Origin of the sequence: Pseudomonas sp. 10S5 (genome assembly GCF_035019745.1) — a bacterium.
Classification (GTDB): Bacteria; Pseudomonadota; Gammaproteobacteria; order Pseudomonadales; family Pseudomonadaceae; genus Aquipseudomonas.
Map to the genome: position 1 here is coordinate 72,080 of NZ_JASJVL010000017.1, position 18,620 is coordinate 90,699.

Here is an 18,620-nt window from a genome sequence, read left to right on the forward strand (position 1 = left end):
CCTTTATCGCCCGCAAATTGGCTCCTGAAGTGATCTTGGTAGCCACCTGAAACGTTCACCGCACACTGGAGATTTCCTTTGGGTCGCCTGTTATTGAATTGTGACATCGGTGAAAGCTACGGCGCCTGGACTATGGGTCTGGACGCTGAGGTTATGCCGTTCATCGACTGTGCCAATATCGCTTGCGGCTTCCACGCCGGTGATCCGAGTGTCATGCGAAAAACCGTTAGCCTGGCGTTGTCTCATAACGTGACTATTGGCGCGCACCCGGCTTATCCCGATTTGGTAGGTTTTGGCCGGCGGTCGATGGCCTGCAGCGCAGCTGAGCTCGAGGATCTCCTGCATTATCAGATCGGCGCGTTGGACGGCATTTGCCGGGCGCAGGGCAGTCGTGTGCAGTACGTCAAACCGCATGGGGCGATGTACAACGACATGATGGCCAAACCCGAGCAGTTGCGTACCGTCATCCAAGCCATCGCGCGCTACGACGTCCAATTGCCGCTAATGCTCCTGTCCACTCGCGACAACAGTACCGCGCAAGCGGTGGGCGATGAGTTCGGTGTGACGTTGTGGTTCGAAACCTTTGCTGACCGGGCCTACGACAGCTCGGGCCATTTGGTATCACGGCAACTGCCGGGCGCCGTTCATCACGACCCTGAAACGATAATTGCCCAGGCACTTACTCTGGCGCACGGCCAGCCTCTGCGTGCCTCAGATGGCAGCGACCTGCTACTGACCTCCGACACCTTGTGTGTGCATGGCGACAACGCCAGCTCGGTGGCTGCGGTGAAACGTATTCGACAGGCGTTGGGTGAGCACCTGTTGTCATGAAAGTGCGGATCGAAGTGGCGGCTATCGACTGCCTCATGGTGAGGCTGTTCGATGTCATCGACGAAGCTAACATGCCGTGGATGCTCGCTGCTGCGGCACGTTTGCGCGAGCATTTTGCGAGCGATTTGATCGATCTGGTGCCGTCTTACACCACGCTGATGATCCATTACGACCTGACCCAACTGAACCCGAATCAAGCCAGCGAGTTGATACACGGCGCGCTGGCTCACTTGGCGCCAGACCCTCACGCCACTGGCACGCACCATGTGTTGCCCGTCTGGTACGACCTGAGCGTCGGGCCGGAACTGGGTCTGCTTGCAAAACGCAGCGGGTTGAACATTCGTGATGTCATCGCCTGTCACAGTCATCGCGAGTATCAAGTGTTTGCCTTAGGCTTCGCCCCGGGCTTCGCCTTCATGGGGTTGGTCGAGGAAATCATTGCCGCACCGCGTTTAAACACCCCGCGCAAACGCGTCGCAGCGGGCAGCGTTGGGATCGCTGAACGTCAGACGGCTGCTTACCCAGTGGTGTCGCCCGGTGGCTGGAACTTGATTGGCCGCACGCCTAGCCTGCTGTTTGATCGGCAGCGCGAGGGATATAGCCTGATGCGGCCTGGGGATAGGGTGAGCTTCTCGTCTATCGACCACGCTGAGTTTATTCGCTTGGGTGGCGACGACACGCCATTGACGGGCCAGGCATGAGCGCGTTGTTGATCGAAACCAGTACGCCGCTGTGCCTGCTGCAAGACGCCGGTCGTTTCGGCGTGCGGCATTTGGGCGTAACCCAGGGCGGGGCGGCGGATTGGGTTTCGATGTCATGGGCCAATAAGCTGCTGGGCAACCCGCTGGACGCCGCCGTGATCGAAGTGACCCTGGGTGGTTTGTCCTTGCTCGCCGAGGAGGATTGCTGCCTGGCGTTGGCGGGCGCCGATCTCGACGCCATGCTCGACAACCGGCCACTTAAGCCATGGCGCAGTTTTTTTATGGGCAAAGGCCAGCGATTACGCTTTAACCGGCCCATCGTCGGTGCCCGTGCCTATTTGGCGGCACCGGGTGGTTTCACGGCGCCAGCGGTGTTGGGCAGTTGCTCGACCGTGGTACGCGAAGAACTTGGCGGCCTTGACGGCTTGGGTAAGCCGCTGGGCAAAGGTGACCGGCTAAGCTACTCCGGCGCCGCTTTCGTGCTGCGAGTGTTACCCAGCCAACAGATTCCAGATTTTGGTGTGAACACCTTGTTAGACGTCGTACTGGGCGCTCAAATTGGTCAATTCAGCGGATTAAGCCTGTTCGACGCCTTCAACAGCGACTGGACCCTCGACACCCGCGCCGACCGCATGGGCATTCGCTTACTCGGGCCGGAGTTGACCTATCTGGGTGCGCCGATGATTTCCGAAGGCATTCCGCTGGGCGCCCTACAAATCCCCCCGGACGGCCAACCCATCGTCCTGCTCAACGACCGACAAACCATCGGCGGATATCCCCGACTGGGCGCGTTGACACCGTTGTCGTTGGCGAGATTGGCGCAATGCCTGCCGGGCAGCGTTATCCGATTAAAGCCAATAGTGCAAAACACCGCGCATAAGCAACATGTGCGCTATTTGCAGGTGTTTAGCGGGCCACATTAATCTTCCTCGACTGTTTGTACGAGGCGGACTTTATTTCCTTTAAGGCCGCCGATACCGCGGTCCTCATTACCCTGAGAGTACATAAACCAATGGCCGGGGTGGAGAAACGAAGGGCGTAGCGGTCGGCGTCCCCCGAGACCTTATAGTTTCTTAGATAAGGGACACCGCCTCGCGAACAAGTTCACTCCTGCAAGGGGTTTTCATTTCACTTTGCCAAAAACCGCATCCCTTCTTCCAGCCCGCGTAACGTCAGTGGATACATCTGATCGTCGATCAAGTCTCGGACGATGTTGGTCGATGTGCTGTAGGCCCAAGTGTCTTTCGGGTACGGATTGATCCAGATGAGCTTTTTGTATTTCTCTTTGAAGCGTTGCATCCAAGCGTAGCCGGGCTCTTCATTCCAGTGTTCGACGCTGCCGCCAGCCTGAGTGATTTCGTAGGGTGCCATGGCGGCGTCGCCGATGAAGATTACCTTGTAATCGGCGCCGTATTTGTTCAGCAGATCCTGGGTGGCAGTGGATTCAGAGCTGCGGCGCAAGTTGTTCTTCCACACTGATTCATAAATGAAGTTGTGAAAATAAAAGTACTCCAAGTGTTTGAACTCGGTCTTGCACGCGGAAAACAGTTCTTCACAGGTTTTGACGTGAGCGTCCATTGAGCCGCCGATGTCGAACAACAATAGCAACTTGATAGTGTTACGGCGTTCCGGGCGCATTTGTATGTTTAACAAACCGGCGTCGCGGGCGGTGTGATCGATGGTGCCGTCAATATCCAGCTCTTCAGCGGCACCCTGGCGGGCAAATTTGCGCAGGCGGCGCAGGGCGATCTTGATGTTTCGAGTACCCAGCTCAACCGAATCGTCGAGGTTTTTATATTCGCGTTGCTCCCAGACTTTCACCGCTTTGCCTTGGCGTGCGCCCGCGTTGCCGACCCGGATGCCTTCCGGGTTATACCCGCCTGAACCGAAAGGGCTAGTGCCGCCTGTGCCGATCCATTTATTGCCACCGGCGTGACGTTCTTTTTGCTCTTCCAGGCGTTTCTTAAACTCCTCGATCAGCTTGTCCAGGCCGCCCAAGGTCTGGATCTGTGCCCGTTCTTCTTCACTCAGCGAACGCTCGAACTCCTTGCGCAGCCAATCTTCCGGAATCAACGCTTTTAGATGATCGTCGAGTTTTTCCAGGCCGTTGAAATAGGCGCCGAACGCACGGTCGAACTTGTCGAAGTGACGTTCATCCTTGACCAGAATCGTGCGGGCGAGAAAGTAGAACTCGTCCATGTCAGCGAAGGTGACCCGCTGTTTAAGGGCGTTAATCAGGTCGAGCAGCTCACGGACCGAGACCGGCACTTTGGCTGCACGCATTTCATTAAACAGGTTGAGCAGCATGACTGTCGCCCTTGATGTCGTGTGTCTGAACGCTGAGCGGTTTGGGCAGCGTGGTTCAATTCAGCGGTTGCCGCGACGGCTCATGAAAGCCAAGCGTTCGAGCAATTGCACGTCTTGCTCGTTCTTGACCAGCGCACCCGCCAGCGGCGGAATCGCTTTGGTGGGATCACGCTCACGCAATACCGCTTCGCCAATGTTGTCGGCCATCAACAACTTCAGCCAATCGACCAGTTCCGAGGTTGACGGCTTTTTCTTCAAACCAGGAACTTTGCGCACGTCGAAGAACACGTCCAAGGCTTCGCTAACTAACTCTTTTTTGATATTCGGATAATGCACGTCGACGATTTTTTGCAACGTGACGCGATCCGGGAAGGCAATGTAATGAAAGAAGCAGCGGCGCAAGAACGCGTCTGGCAGTTCCTTTTCATTGTTGGAGGTAATGATGATGATCGGACGGATTTTCGCTTTGATCGTCTCGTCGATCTCATAAACATAGAACTCCATCTTGTCGAGTTCTTGCAGCAGGTCGTTAGGGAATTCGATATCGGCCTTGTCGATTTCATCAATCAGCAAAATGACCCGTTCTTCTGCCTCAAAGGCTTCCCACAATTTGCCTTTCTTCAAGTAATTGCGCACGTCGTGGACTTTATCCACACCCAACTGCGAATCGCGCAGTCGGCTCACCGCGTCGTACTCGTAGAGGCCTTGATGGGCTTTGGTGGTGGACTTGATGTGCCAAGTAATTAGCCGGGCACCAAACGATTCGGCCAGTTGCTCGGCCAACATGGTTTTGCCGGTGCCAGGTTCGCCTTTGACCAGCAGGGGGCGTTCCAGAGTGATGGCTGCGTTGACCGCAAGCTTCAGGTCGTCAGTGGCGACGTAGGCGCTGGTGCCTTCAAACTTCATCTTGGAATCCTCAAACGGAGTCGCCGCGAAGGGCGTAAATAGGGGCAGCTCAATGTGGGGACTATAACGCGCAGTTCGGGCGACTGTGAACGCAGACGCGGCATTCAGTCTCTGAATGCCGCGTCACATTTTGACTCAGCGCTATCAAGGGTTTTTACCGTTGTCGTAATGGGTATTGAATGCCTGGATAAAGCCATTGTGCAGGATCTGCAAAAACGCCTGAAATGCGCTGATGTTCTGGTTATGCACACTGCCACTGAGGTCAACGCGTGTTGCAAACTGATTTTTTTTCTGGTTTTTCAGCACTGCTTGGCTGGCGCCCACCACGGCTTCCCAAACGGAGCGGAAAAAACCCTTGTTTTGGTTCGCTACATCCTGCTGCCAGTTGAACACCTCAACATTGCGCAGCAACGGTTTGATATAGCCGCTGAGTTGCCCTTTGACTGCCTTTGCCTGGATCACAAGGTCGCCGTTGCCCGCGTTGAAATCGAATTTTCCATAGGCAGACGCAAAATCGTTAAGGCTTTTCAATTCGATTCCAGTAGCGCGTAGGCGGAAATCGAAGTCTTCGAAATTACTGAACGGATCAAACGTTGCTGCAGTGTCCAACGGCGCCTTGCCCATCAACAACGCTTTTCCTGAAAACCGAGCCTCTCGCTGGCCTTTGGCGTCCGCCACGTTGGTCAAGTTGTAAAAACTTGCATTGACTTTATCGGCTTCGATTTTGACTTTCGGGGTTGAGGTGAAATTGTTGAAAGTGATTTTACCGTCACTGATGCGAACTTCGTTGAGGGTGATTGGCAATAGCTTATTCAACTGGGCGCGCCAGTCAGTACCTTGACCGGTTTGGGACGCTTCCTTGTTGTCGCCGCCGTCAACGAAGTTAAGCTCGGGATTGACAAAGCGCACGCGGGCAACCACAGCATGGTCGTACCACAACGAATGCCAGCTCACAGCCAGATCAATGATCGGAATTTTTACGAACGGAACAGGAACCTTGCCTGAGACTTTAACGATGTCGAGCCCGTTGATTTTATAAGCGCCGCGCCACAATGCCAGATCGACGTCGGTAACCTGGCCCCGGTAATCGCCCATGTCGGCGAGTTTTTCGTTCAGGTAGTTGCGCACCACATAAGGCAAGGCGATTTGCACCGCAACTAGCAAGACGACGATGCCAACAACAGTCCACAGCGCGACGCTATATCGACGTTTCATGATGAAAGCCTCCGTTTCCTTAAAACTGTTGACTGCCCGGTTTCGCATCCGTTCGCTGCACTGGACGCACACAAGTTCGCAGCATAGGCTTTGCCCATTCGATATCGCGCATAAGGACACTGCCATGAGCCGCATCTACGCTGACAACGCCCATTCCATAGGTAACACGCCGCTGGTGCAGATCAACCGCATTGCACCACGCGGGGTCACAATCCTGGCTAAGATCGAAGGAAGAAACCCCGGCTATTCGGTGAAGTGTCGCATTGGCGCCAGCATGATTTGGGCCGCTGAAAGCAGTGGCAAACTCAAGCCAGGCATGACCATCGTTGAGCCGACGTCAGGTAATACTGGCATCGGCCTGGCATTCGTCGCCGCCGCACGGGGTTATAAGTTGGTGCTAACGATGCCCGCGTCAATGAGTATCGAGCGCCGCAAGGTGCTCAAGGCGCTAGGCGCAGAGTTGGTTCTGACTGAAGCCGCCAAAGGGATGAAGGGGGCCATTGCGAAAGCCGAAGAATTACTTGCCAGCGATCCGTCCAAATACTTCATGCCGGGGCAGTTCGATAATGCGGCCAATCCTGATATTCACGAAAAAACCACCGGGCCGGAAATCTGGAACGATACCGATGGTGCCATTGATGTACTGGTCGCAGGCGTCGGCACGGGTGGCACGATTACCGGTATCTCGCGCTACATCAAGCACACTGCGGGCAAGCCGATTTTGTCGGTGGCAGTGGAACCCCGCGTATCGCCGATCATTACCCAGGCGATGGCCGGGGAGGTTATCACCCCAAGCCCTCACAAGATCCAGGGCATTGGCGCTGGTTTTATACCTGGCAATCTTGATCTTTCCATTGTTGATAGGGTCGAACTTGTCACGGACGACGAATCCAAGGCCATGGCTTTACGTTTGATGCGAGAAGAAGGGATTTTGTGCGGTATTTCATGCGGCGCTGCCATGGCCGCGGCGGTGCGGATGGCCGAAACTCCAGAAATGCAGGGCAAAACCATCGTAGTGATTTTGCCGGACTCGGGTGAACGATATCTTTCGAGCATGCTGTTCAGCGACCTGTTCACCGATCAAGAAAACCAGCAATAACGGTTCGTTGCTTACAGGCCGCTTTTTACCTGGCTCCTGAAGGCATATCATGGCGGGCTTCGAATCCTCTTCAGTGCGCATTTCGCGAAGACGGAATGTGGAAGGCGACTGCCATGGCAGCGCCCTCGGGATCACTAATCAGAACAGTGCCGCGTAGTGCAGTTATTTGCCTATTTTTCAGGAGTGTTTCATGACCTTTTCTTTTGCTGCCAAGGCATCGATTTTGATGCTCTTCCTGGGGAGCACACTGTACGTACACCTGCGCGGTAAGGCCCGGTTGCCGTTGCTGCGTCAGTTCGTCAACCATTCTGCGCTGTTCGCTCCCTACAACGCCTTGATGTATCTGTTCTCCGGCGTGGCCTCCAAGCCCTATCTGGATCGCAGCCAGTTTCCTGAAATGGATCTGCTCAAGGACAACTGGGAAATCATCCGCGACGAAGCCATGCATTTGTTCGACGAAGGCTATATACGCGCTGCCGCCAAGGACAACGACGCTGGCTTCGGTTCGTTCTTCAAGAAAGGCTGGAAGCGTTTTTACCTCAAGTGGTACGACAAAGCCCTGCCGTCTGCCGAGTTGCTGTGCCCGAAGACGGTGGAGTTGGTTAACCGGATACCCAACGTCAAGGGGGCGATGTTTGCCCTGTTGCCGGGTGACAGTCACCTCAACCCGCACCGCGACCCGTTCGCCGGTTCGCTGCGTTATCACTTGGGTCTTTCAACCCCGAACTCCGATGACTGCCGCATCTATGTGGACGGTCAAATCTACGCATGGCGCGATGGTCAAGACGTGATGTTCGACGAGACCTACGTACATTGGGTCAAGAACCAGACAGCGCAGACCCGGGTAATTTTGTTCTGTGACGTTGAGCGGCCCTTAAAATCGAAGTTCATGACCCGCATTAATCGTTCGATAAGCGCGTTTTTGGGCCGTGCCACCGCGCCACAGAATCTGGACGATGAACGGGTAGGTGGGATCAATCAGGCTTATGCCTACAGCAAGCGGTTCAGCACCAGCTTCAGCGGTGGCGTGAAAAAGCTAAAACGCCGTTACCCTAAGGGCTACCGCCTTATGCGCCCTGTGCTGGCGATTGTTGTGTTCACCTTGCTGGGTTACTGGCTGTTTGGCTAAATAGCTGATTACACAACGCACCGAACGCTGGCAATGGTCGGCGGCGGTGCTCATCAGTCACCACCTACCCCATATTTTTTTCACACGACGCTTTGGCCTCACTGGCCACGATCACCCTGTTTGTCGTGCCCCAGCCCCGCCGTTGCCTTTCTGCTGGTACGTTTCTCTTTGGCGCTGGTATGGCCGTTCTGATTTCGCTGCCGGGGTTCAGATCAGCAAATAAAATCTCGTGGGAGCGAATTTATTCCCTAAGAAGGCGGGGCAGTCTCCCGCTTTCCAATCCGCTGACTAAGCTCAACTTTTTGGATGTTTGCCGAGGTCTTTTATGCCCCCAAAATGGCCAGCCGCTGATATCGCGCAGAAGATTCTCGATGGCTTCGATGATTATCGGGATCATTTCCGGCAAATCGCCGACGGTGCTCGGGTGCGTTTCGAGCAAGCGCAGTGGCAGGAAGCCCAGCACGCCTCGGCAGCGCGGATCAGCCTGTACGAAGAGAAGGTCAGCGAGACCGGTAAGCGCCTAAGCGCTCAATTTGACGCCGAGCACCTATTGGACGTGGCGTGCTGGCCGCTGGTCAAAAGCGCTTATATCGACCTGATTGATCTGCGGTTCGACGACGAGTTGGCCGAAACCTGGTTCAATTCGATATTTTGCGGCCTGTTCAGCCATGACCTGATCAGCGACGGCTGCATGTTCATCCACACCACGCGTCCGTCACTGCATCATCAGGGCAAAGCCGCGCAAACCCGCACCTACAGACCCGAAGGCGATTTGTTGAAGATGCTCTCGGCGGTTTTTGCCGAGTACAGGTTTGATGTTCCGTTTGCTGATTTGCCGGGGGACTTGCAGCGCCTGGAACGCCAATTGCGTGAGAATTTACCCGATTGGGTATGCAAAGACCCGAGGCTCAGTGTTGAGTTATTTTCTTCGATTCTGTACCGCAACAAAGGTGCGTACCTGGTTGGCCGAATTTTCACCCTCGACGAGCAATGGCCGCTGGTGATTCCGTTGTTGCACCCTGAAGGCCAAGGTATTCAGATTGATGCGCTGATTACTGACGAAGCGGATGTGTCGATCATCTTCTCGTTCACGCGTTCGTATTTCATGGTCGATGTGCCGGTTCCAGCCGAATTCGTCGGCTTTCTCAAACGTATTTTGCCCGGCAAGCACATCGCTGAGCTGTACACCTCAATCGGCTTCTATAAACACGGTAAATCCGAGTTTTACCGGGCCTTGATCAATCACTTGGCCAGCACCGACGACCGCTTCACCATCGCGCCCGGCGTGCGCGGTATGGTCATGAGTGTGTTTACGCTGCCGGGATTTAACACCGTATTCAAGATCATCAAAGACCGTTTCTCACCTTCGAAAAACGTAGATCGGGCGACTGTGATCGAAAAGTATCGGCTGGTCAAAACGGTTGATCGCGTAGGGCGCATGGCCGATACCCAAGAGTTCGCCGATTTCCGTTTCCCGCTGAGTAAGTTTGCCCCGGAATGTCTTGCTGAACTTTTGGACGTCGCGGCCGGGACGGTCGAGGTGGACGGCGATAGCGTGTTGATCCGCCACTGCTGGACCGAACGGCGGATGATCCCGCTAAACCTGTATTTGGAAAATGCCAACGACGCTCAGGTGCAGGAGGCACTAGAGGATTATGGGCTGGCGATCAAACAACTGGCGGCGGCGAACATTTTTCCCGGCGACATGCTGTTGAAAAACTTCGGGGTCACCCGCCATGGACGCGTGGTGTTTTATGACTACGACGAAATCTGCTTTTTGACCGAAGCCAACTTCCGCCGAATACCGGAGCCTCGTACCCCCGAGGACGAAATGTCGTCAGAGCCTTGGTACTCCATTGGCCCGCTGGACGTATTCCCGGAAGAGTTTCCGCCATTTCTGTTCGCCGACATGGGCCAGCGTCGGCTGTTCGCCAAATTGCATGGCGAACTGTACGACGCTGACTACTGGAAAAGCCTCCAGCAAGCGATTAGAGATGGGAAGGTCATTGACGTGTTTCCGTATCGACGCAAAGGACGGGCGAGTCTTTAGCCGAGGCGGCGATAAATGTTCCTACTGTTCTGTGGCTGCCGGAGTCGCGACGGCGTTTGCTAACGCTGCGTCTCCTTCCTGCATCAACTCAAACTCGCCGGTCGACTCAGCAGCGCCCGCAACGCCGCCGGCTTGACCGGTTTGGACAGGTAATCAAGGCCAGCTGCATGAATTTGCGCCACCAGTTCAGGGCGGCCGTCGGCGCTGATAACGACCCCTGGCACGGGTTCACCCAAGCGGGTACGCAACCAGGCCATCAGAGCGGTGCCGGTTTCGCCTTCGTCCAGGTGGTAATCAACCAACACCCACTGTGGGCGTAGGCCCTCGCTCAAGATCTTTTCACACTCGCTGCGGTTTCGGGCTGTGCGCACCTGACAACCCCAACGTGTCAGCAGGCTGTTCATGCCGATCAAAATGCTGTCTTCATTATCGACGCACAGTATGTGGGTACCGCTCAGCGGCTCGCCTTTCGGTGTGGCAGGCATCACGATCGCTGCCGATTGATTACTGGCAAGCGGCACCGTTACGCTAAACACGCTGCCTTTGCCTGGCCATGAACGGACTTGCAAGTCATGCCCCAATACTCGGCACAAACCGTCAGCAATTGCCAAGCCAAGGCCGAGGCCTTTTTCAGCGCGGGTCTGGTGGCTGTCCAGGCGCTTGAATTCTTCGAAAATGACTTGGCGTTTCTCCTCGGGAATACCCGGCCCCCGATCCCACACCTCGAGACACAGTTGTCCTTTTTTGCGACGCACGCCGAGCAATATCGGCCCTTGCGCATAGCGGAAGGCGTTGGTCAGGAAGTTCTGGAGAATCCGCCGTAATAACTTCATGTCGCTGTCGATCCGCAACTGGGTGCCGCGTAAACGGAATTTCACGCCTTGCTCTTTAGCCAAGGCCTTAAATTCGGCGCCCAAGGTGTCAAACAGCGCATTGAGTGGGAATGGCTGAAGCATGGGAGTGATTTTGCCGTTTTCCAGGCGGGACATGTCTAGCAGATCACTGATCAGGTCTTCCGCCGAACGCAGCGAGGTGTCCATATGCTGTATCAACTGCTGAGCGTCTTCGGAAATCCCTTCGTCCTGATGAGACAGCGCAGCAGAAAAAAGCCGTGCGGCGTTCAGCGGCTGCATCAAGTCATGGCTAACCGCAGCAAGAAAGCGGGTTTTTGATTGGTTGGCGGTCTCTGCGGTGCCCTTGGCTTCGGTGAGCGCGACGTTCAATTGCGACAGCTCATGGGTACGTTCGGCGACGCGCTGTTCCAGGCTTTCGTTGGCGGCCTTGAGCGCGTGCTCGGCGTCGCGAAACGCCGTAATGTCGGTGAAGCTCATGACGAAGCCGCCGCCCGGCATCGGGTTACCAATCAGCTCAATCACTCGTCCGCTGGGGAATAATCGTTCAGAGGTATGTGCCCGGCCTTGACGCATCCAGTGTAGGCGACGCGCCACGTGCACTTCCGCCTCACCCGGACCACACAGGCCACGTTCGGCGTTATGACGAATGATGTCGGCAATCGGTCGACCCACACTGATCAGCCCTTCCGGGTAATTGAACACTTCCAGATAGCGGTGATTCCAGGCCACCAGTTTCAATGATTGATCGACCACGCTGATGCCTTGGGTGATGTTTTCAATCGCGCCCTGCAATAGCGCTCGGTTGAATTGCAGCACTTCCGACGCTTCGTCAGCGATACGCACCACGTCTTCAAGCTGCATGTCGCGGCCTTCGATGGCGGCTTTAACCACAGCTCGGGTCGACGAAGCGCCGAGCACGCCCGCCAGTAGCCGTTCGGTATGGGCGATCCATTCTCCGTCGGCGTTTTGATTGGGGTTGAAGCCTTTGCCCTGACGGTAAGCGAAACGGATAAAACTTTGCCGGGCGCGTTCTTCACCGACGAAGCGCGCCGACAGTGTCAGCAAGTCTTCGATCTGCACCGCCAGCAATGAACGGCTGCGCGGACGTGCGCTGATTTCTTGACCGATAAATCGCCCGGCTTGCCAGTGTTCGGAAACCCGAGTGCGAGATAACACCGAGACCCAGGCAAACAACGTGAAGTTGCCCGCCAGCGACAGCACCACGGCTTGCGTCAGCGGAGTAATGGGTAAATTGAACGGGTTGCCGTGCAGCCACTCCAACCCCGGAAAAGTGCTCAGCGACCAGCCTAGACTGTTGGCCGCAATGGGTAACACTAAGGTGTAGAACCAGAGGAACGTCCCGGCCGCCAGTCCGGCGAATACCCCCCGGCGATTTGCCTGCTTCCAGTACAACGCGCCGAGCATGGCGGGCGCCAACTGGGTAATCGCAGCGAAAGCGACCTGGCCAATGGTGGCCAGACTTGCCGTCGAGCCGAGCAGTCGGTAGCAGACATACGCCAGTAGCAGAATGACCACGATACTCACGCGGCGCACTGACAGCATCCACTGGCGAAACACCTCGAATGGGCGTTCGGCGGTTTGTCGGCGCAGCAGCCAGGGCAGCAGCATGTCGTTGGAGACCATGGTCGACAGGGAGACACTGGCGACAATGACCATGCCGGTGGCCGCTGACGCGCCGCCGATGAACGCCAACAGCGCCAGCGCTGGATGGGCTTGGGCCAGCGGCAAACTGATCACGAAAGAGTCAGGCAATACCGAGCTAGGCAACAGCATTTGCCCGGCCAAGGCGATGGGCACCACGAACAACGCCGCTAAGGCAAGGTAGGCCGGGAACACCCATTTGGCCACGCGTAGATCTTGGGGCTCGGTATTCTCCACCACAATGACGTGAAACTGCCGGGGCAGGCAGATCATTGCCATCATCGCCACGCCAGTCTGGACCACCATAGATGGCCAATTGACGGTTTCTTTCCAGTATTCTTCCAGACGCGGTGCGAGCATCGCCTGATTGAATAGGTCATCAAACCCGTCATACAGGCCGAACGTGACAAAGGCCCCCACGGCAAGAAATGCAAACAGCTTGACCAGTGCTTCAAAGGCAATGGCCAGCACCATGCCGCGGTGGTGTTCGGTGACGTCCAGGCTGCGCGTACCGAACAAAATGGTAAATAAGGCGAGGACCAGCGAAACGATCAGCGCAGTATCTTGAGCGCGGACGCCAGTGGATTCAGCAACCGCGCCGGTGAGCAGGTTCACGCCCAGCACAATGCCTTTGAGCTGCAACGCGATGTAGGGCAGCACTCCCACCATGCAGATCAGTGCAACTACCACCGCGAGCGATTGCGATTTACCGTAGCGGGCGGCGATAAAGTCAGCGATGGAGGTAATGTTCTCCTGCTTGCTGATCATCACCATCTTTTGCAGCACCCAAGGCGCTAGCATCAGTAGCAATATCGGTCCGAGATAAATGGGCAGAAATGACCAGAGTTGTTCCGCTGCCTGGCCCACGGCGCCGAAAAACGTCCAGCTGGTGCAATACACCGCCAGTGACAAGCTGTATACCCACGCCCGCAGCCTAGGCGACAACGGCTTGCTACGCCGATCCCCATAGAAGGCGATGGCGAACATAATGGCCATGTAAGCAACAGCGACCGCAGCGATAAGTCCGCTGGACAACGACATGTAGAGCTCCAAATAACGCCAGCACTTCGAACAGCCCTGGCGGGGTAGTCTCGCATGATGCCGGGGCTTCGTCAGTGACTACTAAGGGTGCGGCAGGGTTTGGTGCCACGCGTGTAGATGTGCATATAGGTAAAACAGATCACCTATAGCTAAATTACCCGTTATATAGATAGATCGTTGCGTTATAAGCTTTCGTTACCGCATCAGAGGACAGGAGCTCACCATGACAACCCTTTACCCCGTTCGTCCACTCAGCCGATTGAACCACCCACGTGATGTCATTCGCCAGTTCACCCCTAACTGGTTTGGCGCGACCATGGGTACCGGTGTTCTCGCCCTGACTTTGGCTCAGCTGCCCGTACAGATCCCAGGCGTGCGCCTGATTGCCGAAGCATTGTGGCTATTCAATATGGGTCTGTTCTTGTTGTTCGGCGTGTTGTATGCAATGCGCTGGGGGCTGTTCTTTGATGAAGCACGGCGGGTATTTGGTCATTCAACCGTCTCTATGTTTTTCGGCACCATTCCCATGGGGCTGGCAACTATCATCAATGGCTTTCTGTTGTTCGGCCTACCGCGTTGGGGCAATGCGGTGATCTCGGTCGCCGACGTGCTGTGGTGGCTGGATGTCACAATGGCCGTGGCGTGTGGCGTACTGATCCCGTTCATGATGTTCACCCGGCAGGAACACAGCATCGACCAGATGACCGCCGTGTGGCTGCTGCCAGTGGTGGCTGCCGAAGTGGCTGCGGCCAGCGGGGGATTGCTGGCACCGCATCTGGCGGATGCATCGTCGCAGTTCAGCATGTTGATCACCAGCTACGTGCTGTGGGCGTTCTCGGTGCCGGTGGCGTTTAGTATTTTGACCATTTTGCTGTTGCGCATGGCGCTGCATAAATTGCCCCACGAAAGTATGGCCGCGTCGAGCTGGCTGGCGTTGGGTCCGATTGGGACTGGCGCGTTGGGCATGCTGGTGATGGGCGCCGACGCTCCGGCGATATTCGCGGCCAACGGTTTGCCAGGCCTCGGTGAAATAGCCGACGGCATTGGTCTGGTGGCTGGCATTGCGCTGTGGGGTTTCGGTCTGTGGTGGATGCTGATTGCTGTACTGATCACTGGTCGCTACCTGCGCACCGGCATTCCATTTAACTTGGGCTGGTGGGGCTTTACTTTTCCACTTGGGGTCTATGCCTTGGCCACGTTGAAGTTGGCAGCGCGGCTTGATCTTGCGTTCTTTTCCGTGGTGGGTACGTTGCTAGTGTTGTGCCTGGCAGTGTTGTGGTTGATCGTCATGACCCGCACCGTTCGCGGCGCTTATCGGGGCGAGTTATTCGTTTCGCCGTGCATTGCTGGGTTGAGTAAATAACAGTGGTATACGGTTACAGGAAATAGACGGCAACAGAATCAGACGCATCCTATCGACATCCATGTGTTTAGCGTTTTCAATGTCGGCCACTGAAAGCCGGATAAGGCGTCATGGGGTGCGGGGTCTATGAGTCAACAATCGCAATTCAATCTGCTAGGGAAACGGCGCTTCCTGCCGTTTTTCATCACTCAGTCCCTAGGGGCGTTTAACGACAATGTACTCAAGCAGTCGTTGATTCTCGCCATACTCTACAAGCTCACGATTGAGGGCGATCGTTCGATCTGGGTCAACTTGTGTGCGTTGCTGTTCATTCTGCCGTTCTTCCTGTTCTCGGCCTTGGCGGGGCAGTTTGGTGAAAAGTATCCCAAGGACGCGTTGATCCGCCTTATCAAACTAGGTGAAATCGCGATCATGCTGGTGGCGGCAACGGGCTTTATGCTTAATCACTTGTGGATGATGCTGTTATCGCTATTCGCCATGGGCACTCACTCGGCGTTGTTTGGGCCAGTGAAATACTCAATCCTGCCGCAACACTTGCATGAGAATGAACTGGTTGGCGGCAACGGGCTGGTGGAAATGGGCACCTTCTTGTCGATTTTGGCCGGGACTATCTGCGCCGGGATCATGATGTCTTCTGCGCAGTACGCACCCCTCGTTGCTACGGTACTGTTGGTGGTTGCCGGTTTGGGTTACATCGCCAGCCGTGGCATTCCGCGTGCGGTTGCGGCCTCTCCGGAAATACGCCTGAACTGGAATATTTTCAGTGAGTCCTGGGCCACCGTGCGCTTGGGTCTTGGGCAAACGCCTGCGGTATCGCGTTCAATTGTCGGTAACTCCTGGTTCTGGTTTGTGGGTGCGATTTATCTGACGCAGATCCCGGCTTATGCCAAAGAGTGGCTGTACGGCGATGAGACCGTGGTTACGCTGATTCTCGCTGTGTTTTCCATCGGTATTGCCTCGGGTTCGATGCTCTGCGAGCGCTTGTCCGGGCGCAAAGTCGAAATCGGTCTGGTGCCCTTTGGTTCCATGGGGATGACGGTGTTCGGGCTGTTGCTGTGGTGGCATTCAGGGGGATTCGCGCAGAACGTTCAAGTTAATGACTGGTTGGCGGTGTTGTCTTATGGCCAAGCGTGGTGGGTCTTGGCAGATGTGCTGGGTATTGGCATTTTTGGCGGCTTTTATATCGTGCCGCTGTACGCATTGATTCAGTCGCGCACCGTGGAGAAAGAGCGGTCACGCGTCATCGCGGCCAACAACATCCTTAACGCGCTGTTCATGGTGGTTTCGGCGATTGTCTCGATTGTGCTGCTCAGCGTGGTCAAGCTATCGATCCCGCAGCTGTTTTTGGTGGTGTCGCTAATGAACATCGCCGTGAATGTTTATATTTTCAAGATTGTTCCCGAGTTCAGCATGCGTTTTCTGATTTGGCTCCTCAGCCATTCCCTCTACCGCGTTGAACACCGCCATCTTGACCGGATTCCTGACGAGGGTGCTGCGCTGCTGGTGTGCAACCATGTGTCGTTCGTTGATGCGCTGTTGATCGGCGGGGCAGTACGACGGCCGATCCGCTTCGTGACTTACTACAAGATCTACAACCTGCCGGTACTGAACTTCATCTTCCGCACGGCCGGCGCCATCCCGATTGCCGGGCGCAACGAAGACCTGCTGATTTACGATCAAGCGTTCAAGAAAATCGCCGAATACCTGAAAAACGGTGAATTGGTGTGCATCTTCCCCGAAGGCAAACTGACGACGGATGGCGAACTCAATGAGTTCAAGGGTGGCCTGACGCGCGTGTTAGAAGATTCCCCGGTGCCGGTGATACCGCTGGCGTTGCAAGGGTTGTGGGGCAGTTTTTTCAGCCGCGACCCGAACAAGGGCGTACTTCATCGGCTGTGGTCGCGCATTACCTTGGTCGCCGGCCCCGCAGTGACCGGCGATGCCGCGTTACCTGCCAGTTTGCAAGCCCAAGTGGCGGCGTTGAGAGGAGCGGTCAGGTAGCCGCAAACGGCTCAAGTACTCAGCTTCAACCCCACCAATCCACACAGAATCAGCCCAACACTGACCAGACGAAACAGCGCCATGGACTCGCCAAACAAAATGATTCCCGCGATCACTGTGCCAATTGCGCCAACGCCAGTCCAGATGGCATAGGCGGTACCCAGCGGCAATTCTTTCATGGCGAGGCCCAGCAAGCTGAGGCTGATGATGATCGCTGTGACGGTGAGGGCCGTGGGAATCGGGCGGGAGAAACCGTCGGTGTACTTCAGGCCGACGGCCCAACCGACTTCAAACAGACCGGCAAAAACCAAAATGATCCAAGACATGATGACCTCCAGCGTGAGGTCGTCCTCGGATGGGTTTTTCTGATGTAACGGTCAGGTCGTCCTGACTGTGGGCAGTATTTTGCACATTCTCGGCCCAAGGGCAAGCTTGCAAGCAGCCGGCCAGCACGTTGGCATCTACAGAGTGTTGGCCGCTTCCCGATCCGCCTTCTCACTCATGCGCCGGAAGTAAGTAGAAAGCAGCGCCCCGGAAATATTGTGCCAAACACTGAACAAGGCGCTTGGCACAGCAGCCAATGGCGTGAAGTGTGCGCTGGCCAGTGCGGCGCCGAGCCCGGAATTTTGCATGCCGACTTCCAGCGACAAGGATTTGCGTTGAGCCAAAGGCAGCTTGAACAACCTGCCAGTGAAGTAGCCCAGCACGAAGCCGAAGCTGTTGTGCAGGATGACCACGGCCATGATCAGCAACCCGGATTCAGCGATTTTCGCTTGGCTCGCGGCGACCACGGCGGCGACGATCATGACGATGCTGACCACAGACACCAGCGGCAATACCTCTTCTGCAGCTTTCACCCGTGGGCCGAGTACGCGTTGTGCAACGACGCCGAGAACGATAGGCAGTAGCACTAATTGCAGAATCGACCAGAACATATCCATGAAGGACACCGGCAGCCAGGCTGAGGCCAGTAACCAAATCAATGCCGGTGTCATCAATGGGGCGAGAAGAGTGGTCACGGCGGCAATCGCGACCGACAACGCCAAGTCGCCCCGGGCCAGCCAGGTCATGACATTGGAAGAGGTTCCGCTTGGGCAGCAGCCCACCAAAATCACACCGACGGCTATTTCTGGGGCCAAATGAAACACTCGGCATAACAACCAGGCCACTCCGGGCATGATCACGAAATGGGCGATAACGCCCAAGGCCACACGCCATGGATGGCGAGCGACTTCTGAAAAATCATCAACCTTGAGCGTCAGGCCCATGCCGAACATCACCAAGCCGAGTAACGGCACGATGGCGCTTTTCAACCCTATAAACCATTGGGGCAGCACAAACGCCAACACGGCAAACAACAGCACCCAATAAGCGAAAGTATTGCCCACAAAGCGACTCAACGCAGCCAGCGCACGCATGGTCTGATCCTGTTTTTATAGTGAGAAAGCGTGCGCTACCGCT

General features: G+C 55.9%; 14 protein-coding genes. 8 read left to right on the forward strand and 6 right to left on the reverse strand.

Going from position 1 to position 18,620, the window contains the following annotated elements:
• Positions 1-78: 78 nt before the first annotated feature.
• From QN378_RS18190 to QN378_RS18200, 3 genes are read left to right on the forward strand one after another with little or no spacing between them, the layout of a single operon-like run.
• Positions 79-831 carry a 5-oxoprolinase subunit PxpA gene (locus tag QN378_RS18190; RefSeq protein ID WP_322204784.1) on the forward strand — a complete coding sequence of 251 codons (753 nt, stop codon included), beginning with the start codon at positions 79-81 and terminating at the stop codon, positions 829-831.
• Positions 828-1,532 carry an allophanate hydrolase subunit 1 gene (locus QN378_RS18195; RefSeq protein WP_323547293.1) on the forward strand — a complete coding sequence of 235 codons (705 nt, stop codon included), beginning with the start codon at positions 828-830 and terminating at the stop codon, positions 1,530-1,532. Before QN378_RS18190 ends, QN378_RS18195 begins: the two co-directional genes overlap by 4 nt.
• Entirely contained in the window at positions 1,529-2,455 is a 927-nt protein-coding gene (locus QN378_RS18200) for a biotin-dependent carboxyltransferase family protein (RefSeq protein WP_323547291.1), read from the forward strand. Before QN378_RS18195 ends, QN378_RS18200 begins: the two co-directional genes overlap by 4 nt.
• A gap of 205 nt (positions 2,456-2,660) precedes the next feature.
• Here the strand turns inward: QN378_RS18200 and QN378_RS18205 are convergent, their stop codons facing one another.
• The 3 genes from QN378_RS18205 to QN378_RS18215 form a co-directional block, all read right to left on the reverse strand.
• On the reverse strand, positions 2,661-3,839 hold the full coding sequence (locus QN378_RS18205; protein ID WP_322204781.1) for a VWA domain-containing protein: 1,179 nt from the start codon (positions 3,837-3,839) through the stop codon (positions 2,661-2,663).
• A gap of 60 nt (positions 3,840-3,899) precedes the next feature.
• A complete protein-coding gene (locus QN378_RS18210; protein ID WP_299831843.1) occupies positions 3,900-4,745 on the reverse strand; it encodes an AAA family ATPase in 846 nt (281 codons plus the stop codon).
• A gap of 144 nt (positions 4,746-4,889) precedes the next feature.
• Complete coding sequence (locus QN378_RS18215; RefSeq protein WP_322204780.1) at positions 4,890-5,960, reverse strand: DUF748 domain-containing protein; 1,071 nt, start codon at positions 5,958-5,960, stop codon at positions 4,890-4,892.
• A gap of 124 nt (positions 5,961-6,084) precedes the next feature.
• On the opposite strand from QN378_RS18215, the gene cysK reads away from it, so the two are divergent.
• From cysK to aceK, 3 genes are all read left to right on the forward strand, one after another.
• Positions 6,085-7,059, forward strand: a complete 975-nt coding sequence (gene cysK, locus QN378_RS18220) for a cysteine synthase A (RefSeq protein ID WP_322204779.1) — start codon at positions 6,085-6,087, stop codon at positions 7,057-7,059.
• Positions 7,060-7,249: 190 nt separating this feature from the next.
• Complete coding sequence (locus tag QN378_RS18225; protein WP_322204778.1) at positions 7,250-8,188, forward strand: aspartyl/asparaginyl beta-hydroxylase domain-containing protein; 939 nt, start codon at positions 7,250-7,252, stop codon at positions 8,186-8,188.
• A 325-nt stretch (positions 8,189-8,513) separates the two neighbouring features.
• Positions 8,514-10,238, forward strand: coding sequence for a bifunctional isocitrate dehydrogenase kinase/phosphatase (gene aceK, locus QN378_RS18230; protein WP_323547288.1), 1,725 nt, complete (start codon positions 8,514-8,516; stop codon positions 10,236-10,238).
• Positions 10,239-10,321: 83 nt separating this feature from the next.
• Here the strand turns inward: aceK and QN378_RS18235 are convergent, their stop codons facing one another.
• Positions 10,322-13,795, reverse strand: a complete 3,474-nt coding sequence (locus QN378_RS18235; protein ID WP_323547286.1) for a PAS domain-containing hybrid sensor histidine kinase/response regulator — start codon at positions 13,793-13,795, stop codon at positions 10,322-10,324.
• Positions 13,796-14,018: 223 nt separating this feature from the next.
• Between QN378_RS18235 and QN378_RS18240 the strand changes: the two genes are divergently transcribed.
• Both QN378_RS18240 and QN378_RS18245 read left to right on the forward strand, forming a co-directional pair.
• Entirely contained in the window at positions 14,019-15,158 is a 1,140-nt protein-coding gene (locus tag QN378_RS18240; RefSeq protein ID WP_322204775.1) for a TDT family transporter, read from the forward strand.
• 126 nt (positions 15,159-15,284) lie between these two features.
• Positions 15,285-17,159: an MFS transporter gene (locus tag QN378_RS18245; protein WP_323547284.1), complete on the forward strand. Its 1,875-nt coding sequence runs from the start codon at positions 15,285-15,287 to the stop codon at positions 17,157-17,159.
• An 11-nt stretch (positions 17,160-17,170) separates the two neighbouring features.
• On the opposite strand, the gene sugE is transcribed toward QN378_RS18245, so the two are convergent.
• Both sugE and QN378_RS18255 read right to left on the reverse strand, forming a co-directional pair.
• Positions 17,171-17,485, reverse strand: a complete 315-nt coding sequence (gene sugE, locus QN378_RS18250) for a quaternary ammonium compound efflux SMR transporter SugE (RefSeq protein ID WP_322204773.1) — start codon at positions 17,483-17,485, stop codon at positions 17,171-17,173.
• A gap of 135 nt (positions 17,486-17,620) precedes the next feature.
• Positions 17,621-18,577: a bile acid:sodium symporter family protein gene (locus QN378_RS18255; RefSeq protein WP_322204772.1), complete on the reverse strand. Its 957-nt coding sequence runs from the start codon at positions 18,575-18,577 to the stop codon at positions 17,621-17,623.
• Between the last annotated feature and the right edge of the window lie 43 nt (positions 18,578-18,620).

Bases quoted from the DNA above. Each gene is read 5' to 3' on its own strand.
- QN378_RS18195 (WP_323547293.1), top strand. From the start codon at position 828: ATGAAAGTGCGGATCGAAGTGGCGGCTATCGACTGCCTCATGGTGAGG.
- QN378_RS18200 (WP_323547291.1), top strand. From the start codon at position 1,529: ATGAGCGCGTTGTTGATCGAAACCAGTACGCCGCTGTGCCTGCTGCAA.
- QN378_RS18205 (WP_322204781.1), bottom strand. From the start codon at position 3,839: ATGCTGCTCAACCTGTTTAATGAAATGCGTGCAGCCAAAGTGCCGGTC.
- QN378_RS18210 (WP_299831843.1), bottom strand. From the start codon at position 4,745: ATGAAGTTTGAAGGCACCAGCGCCTACGTCGCCACTGACGACCTGAAG.
- QN378_RS18215 (WP_322204780.1), bottom strand. From the start codon at position 5,960: ATGAAACGTCGATATAGCGTCGCGCTGTGGACTGTTGTTGGCATCGTC.
- cysK (WP_322204779.1), top strand. From the start codon at position 6,085: ATGAGCCGCATCTACGCTGACAACGCCCATTCCATAGGTAACACGCCG.
- QN378_RS18225 (WP_322204778.1), top strand. From the start codon at position 7,250: ATGACCTTTTCTTTTGCTGCCAAGGCATCGATTTTGATGCTCTTCCTG.
- aceK (WP_323547288.1), top strand. From the start codon at position 8,514: ATGCCCCCAAAATGGCCAGCCGCTGATATCGCGCAGAAGATTCTCGAT.
- QN378_RS18235 (WP_323547286.1), bottom strand. From the start codon at position 13,795: ATGTCGTTGTCCAGCGGACTTATCGCTGCGGTCGCTGTTGCTTACATG.
- QN378_RS18240 (WP_322204775.1), top strand. From the start codon at position 14,019: ATGACAACCCTTTACCCCGTTCGTCCACTCAGCCGATTGAACCACCCA.
- QN378_RS18245 (WP_323547284.1), top strand. From the start codon at position 15,285: ATGAGTCAACAATCGCAATTCAATCTGCTAGGGAAACGGCGCTTCCTG.
- sugE (WP_322204773.1), bottom strand. From the start codon at position 17,485: ATGTCTTGGATCATTTTGGTTTTTGCCGGTCTGTTTGAAGTCGGTTGG.
- QN378_RS18255 (WP_322204772.1), bottom strand. From the start codon at position 18,577: ATGCGTGCGCTGGCTGCGTTGAGTCGCTTTGTGGGCAATACTTTCGCT.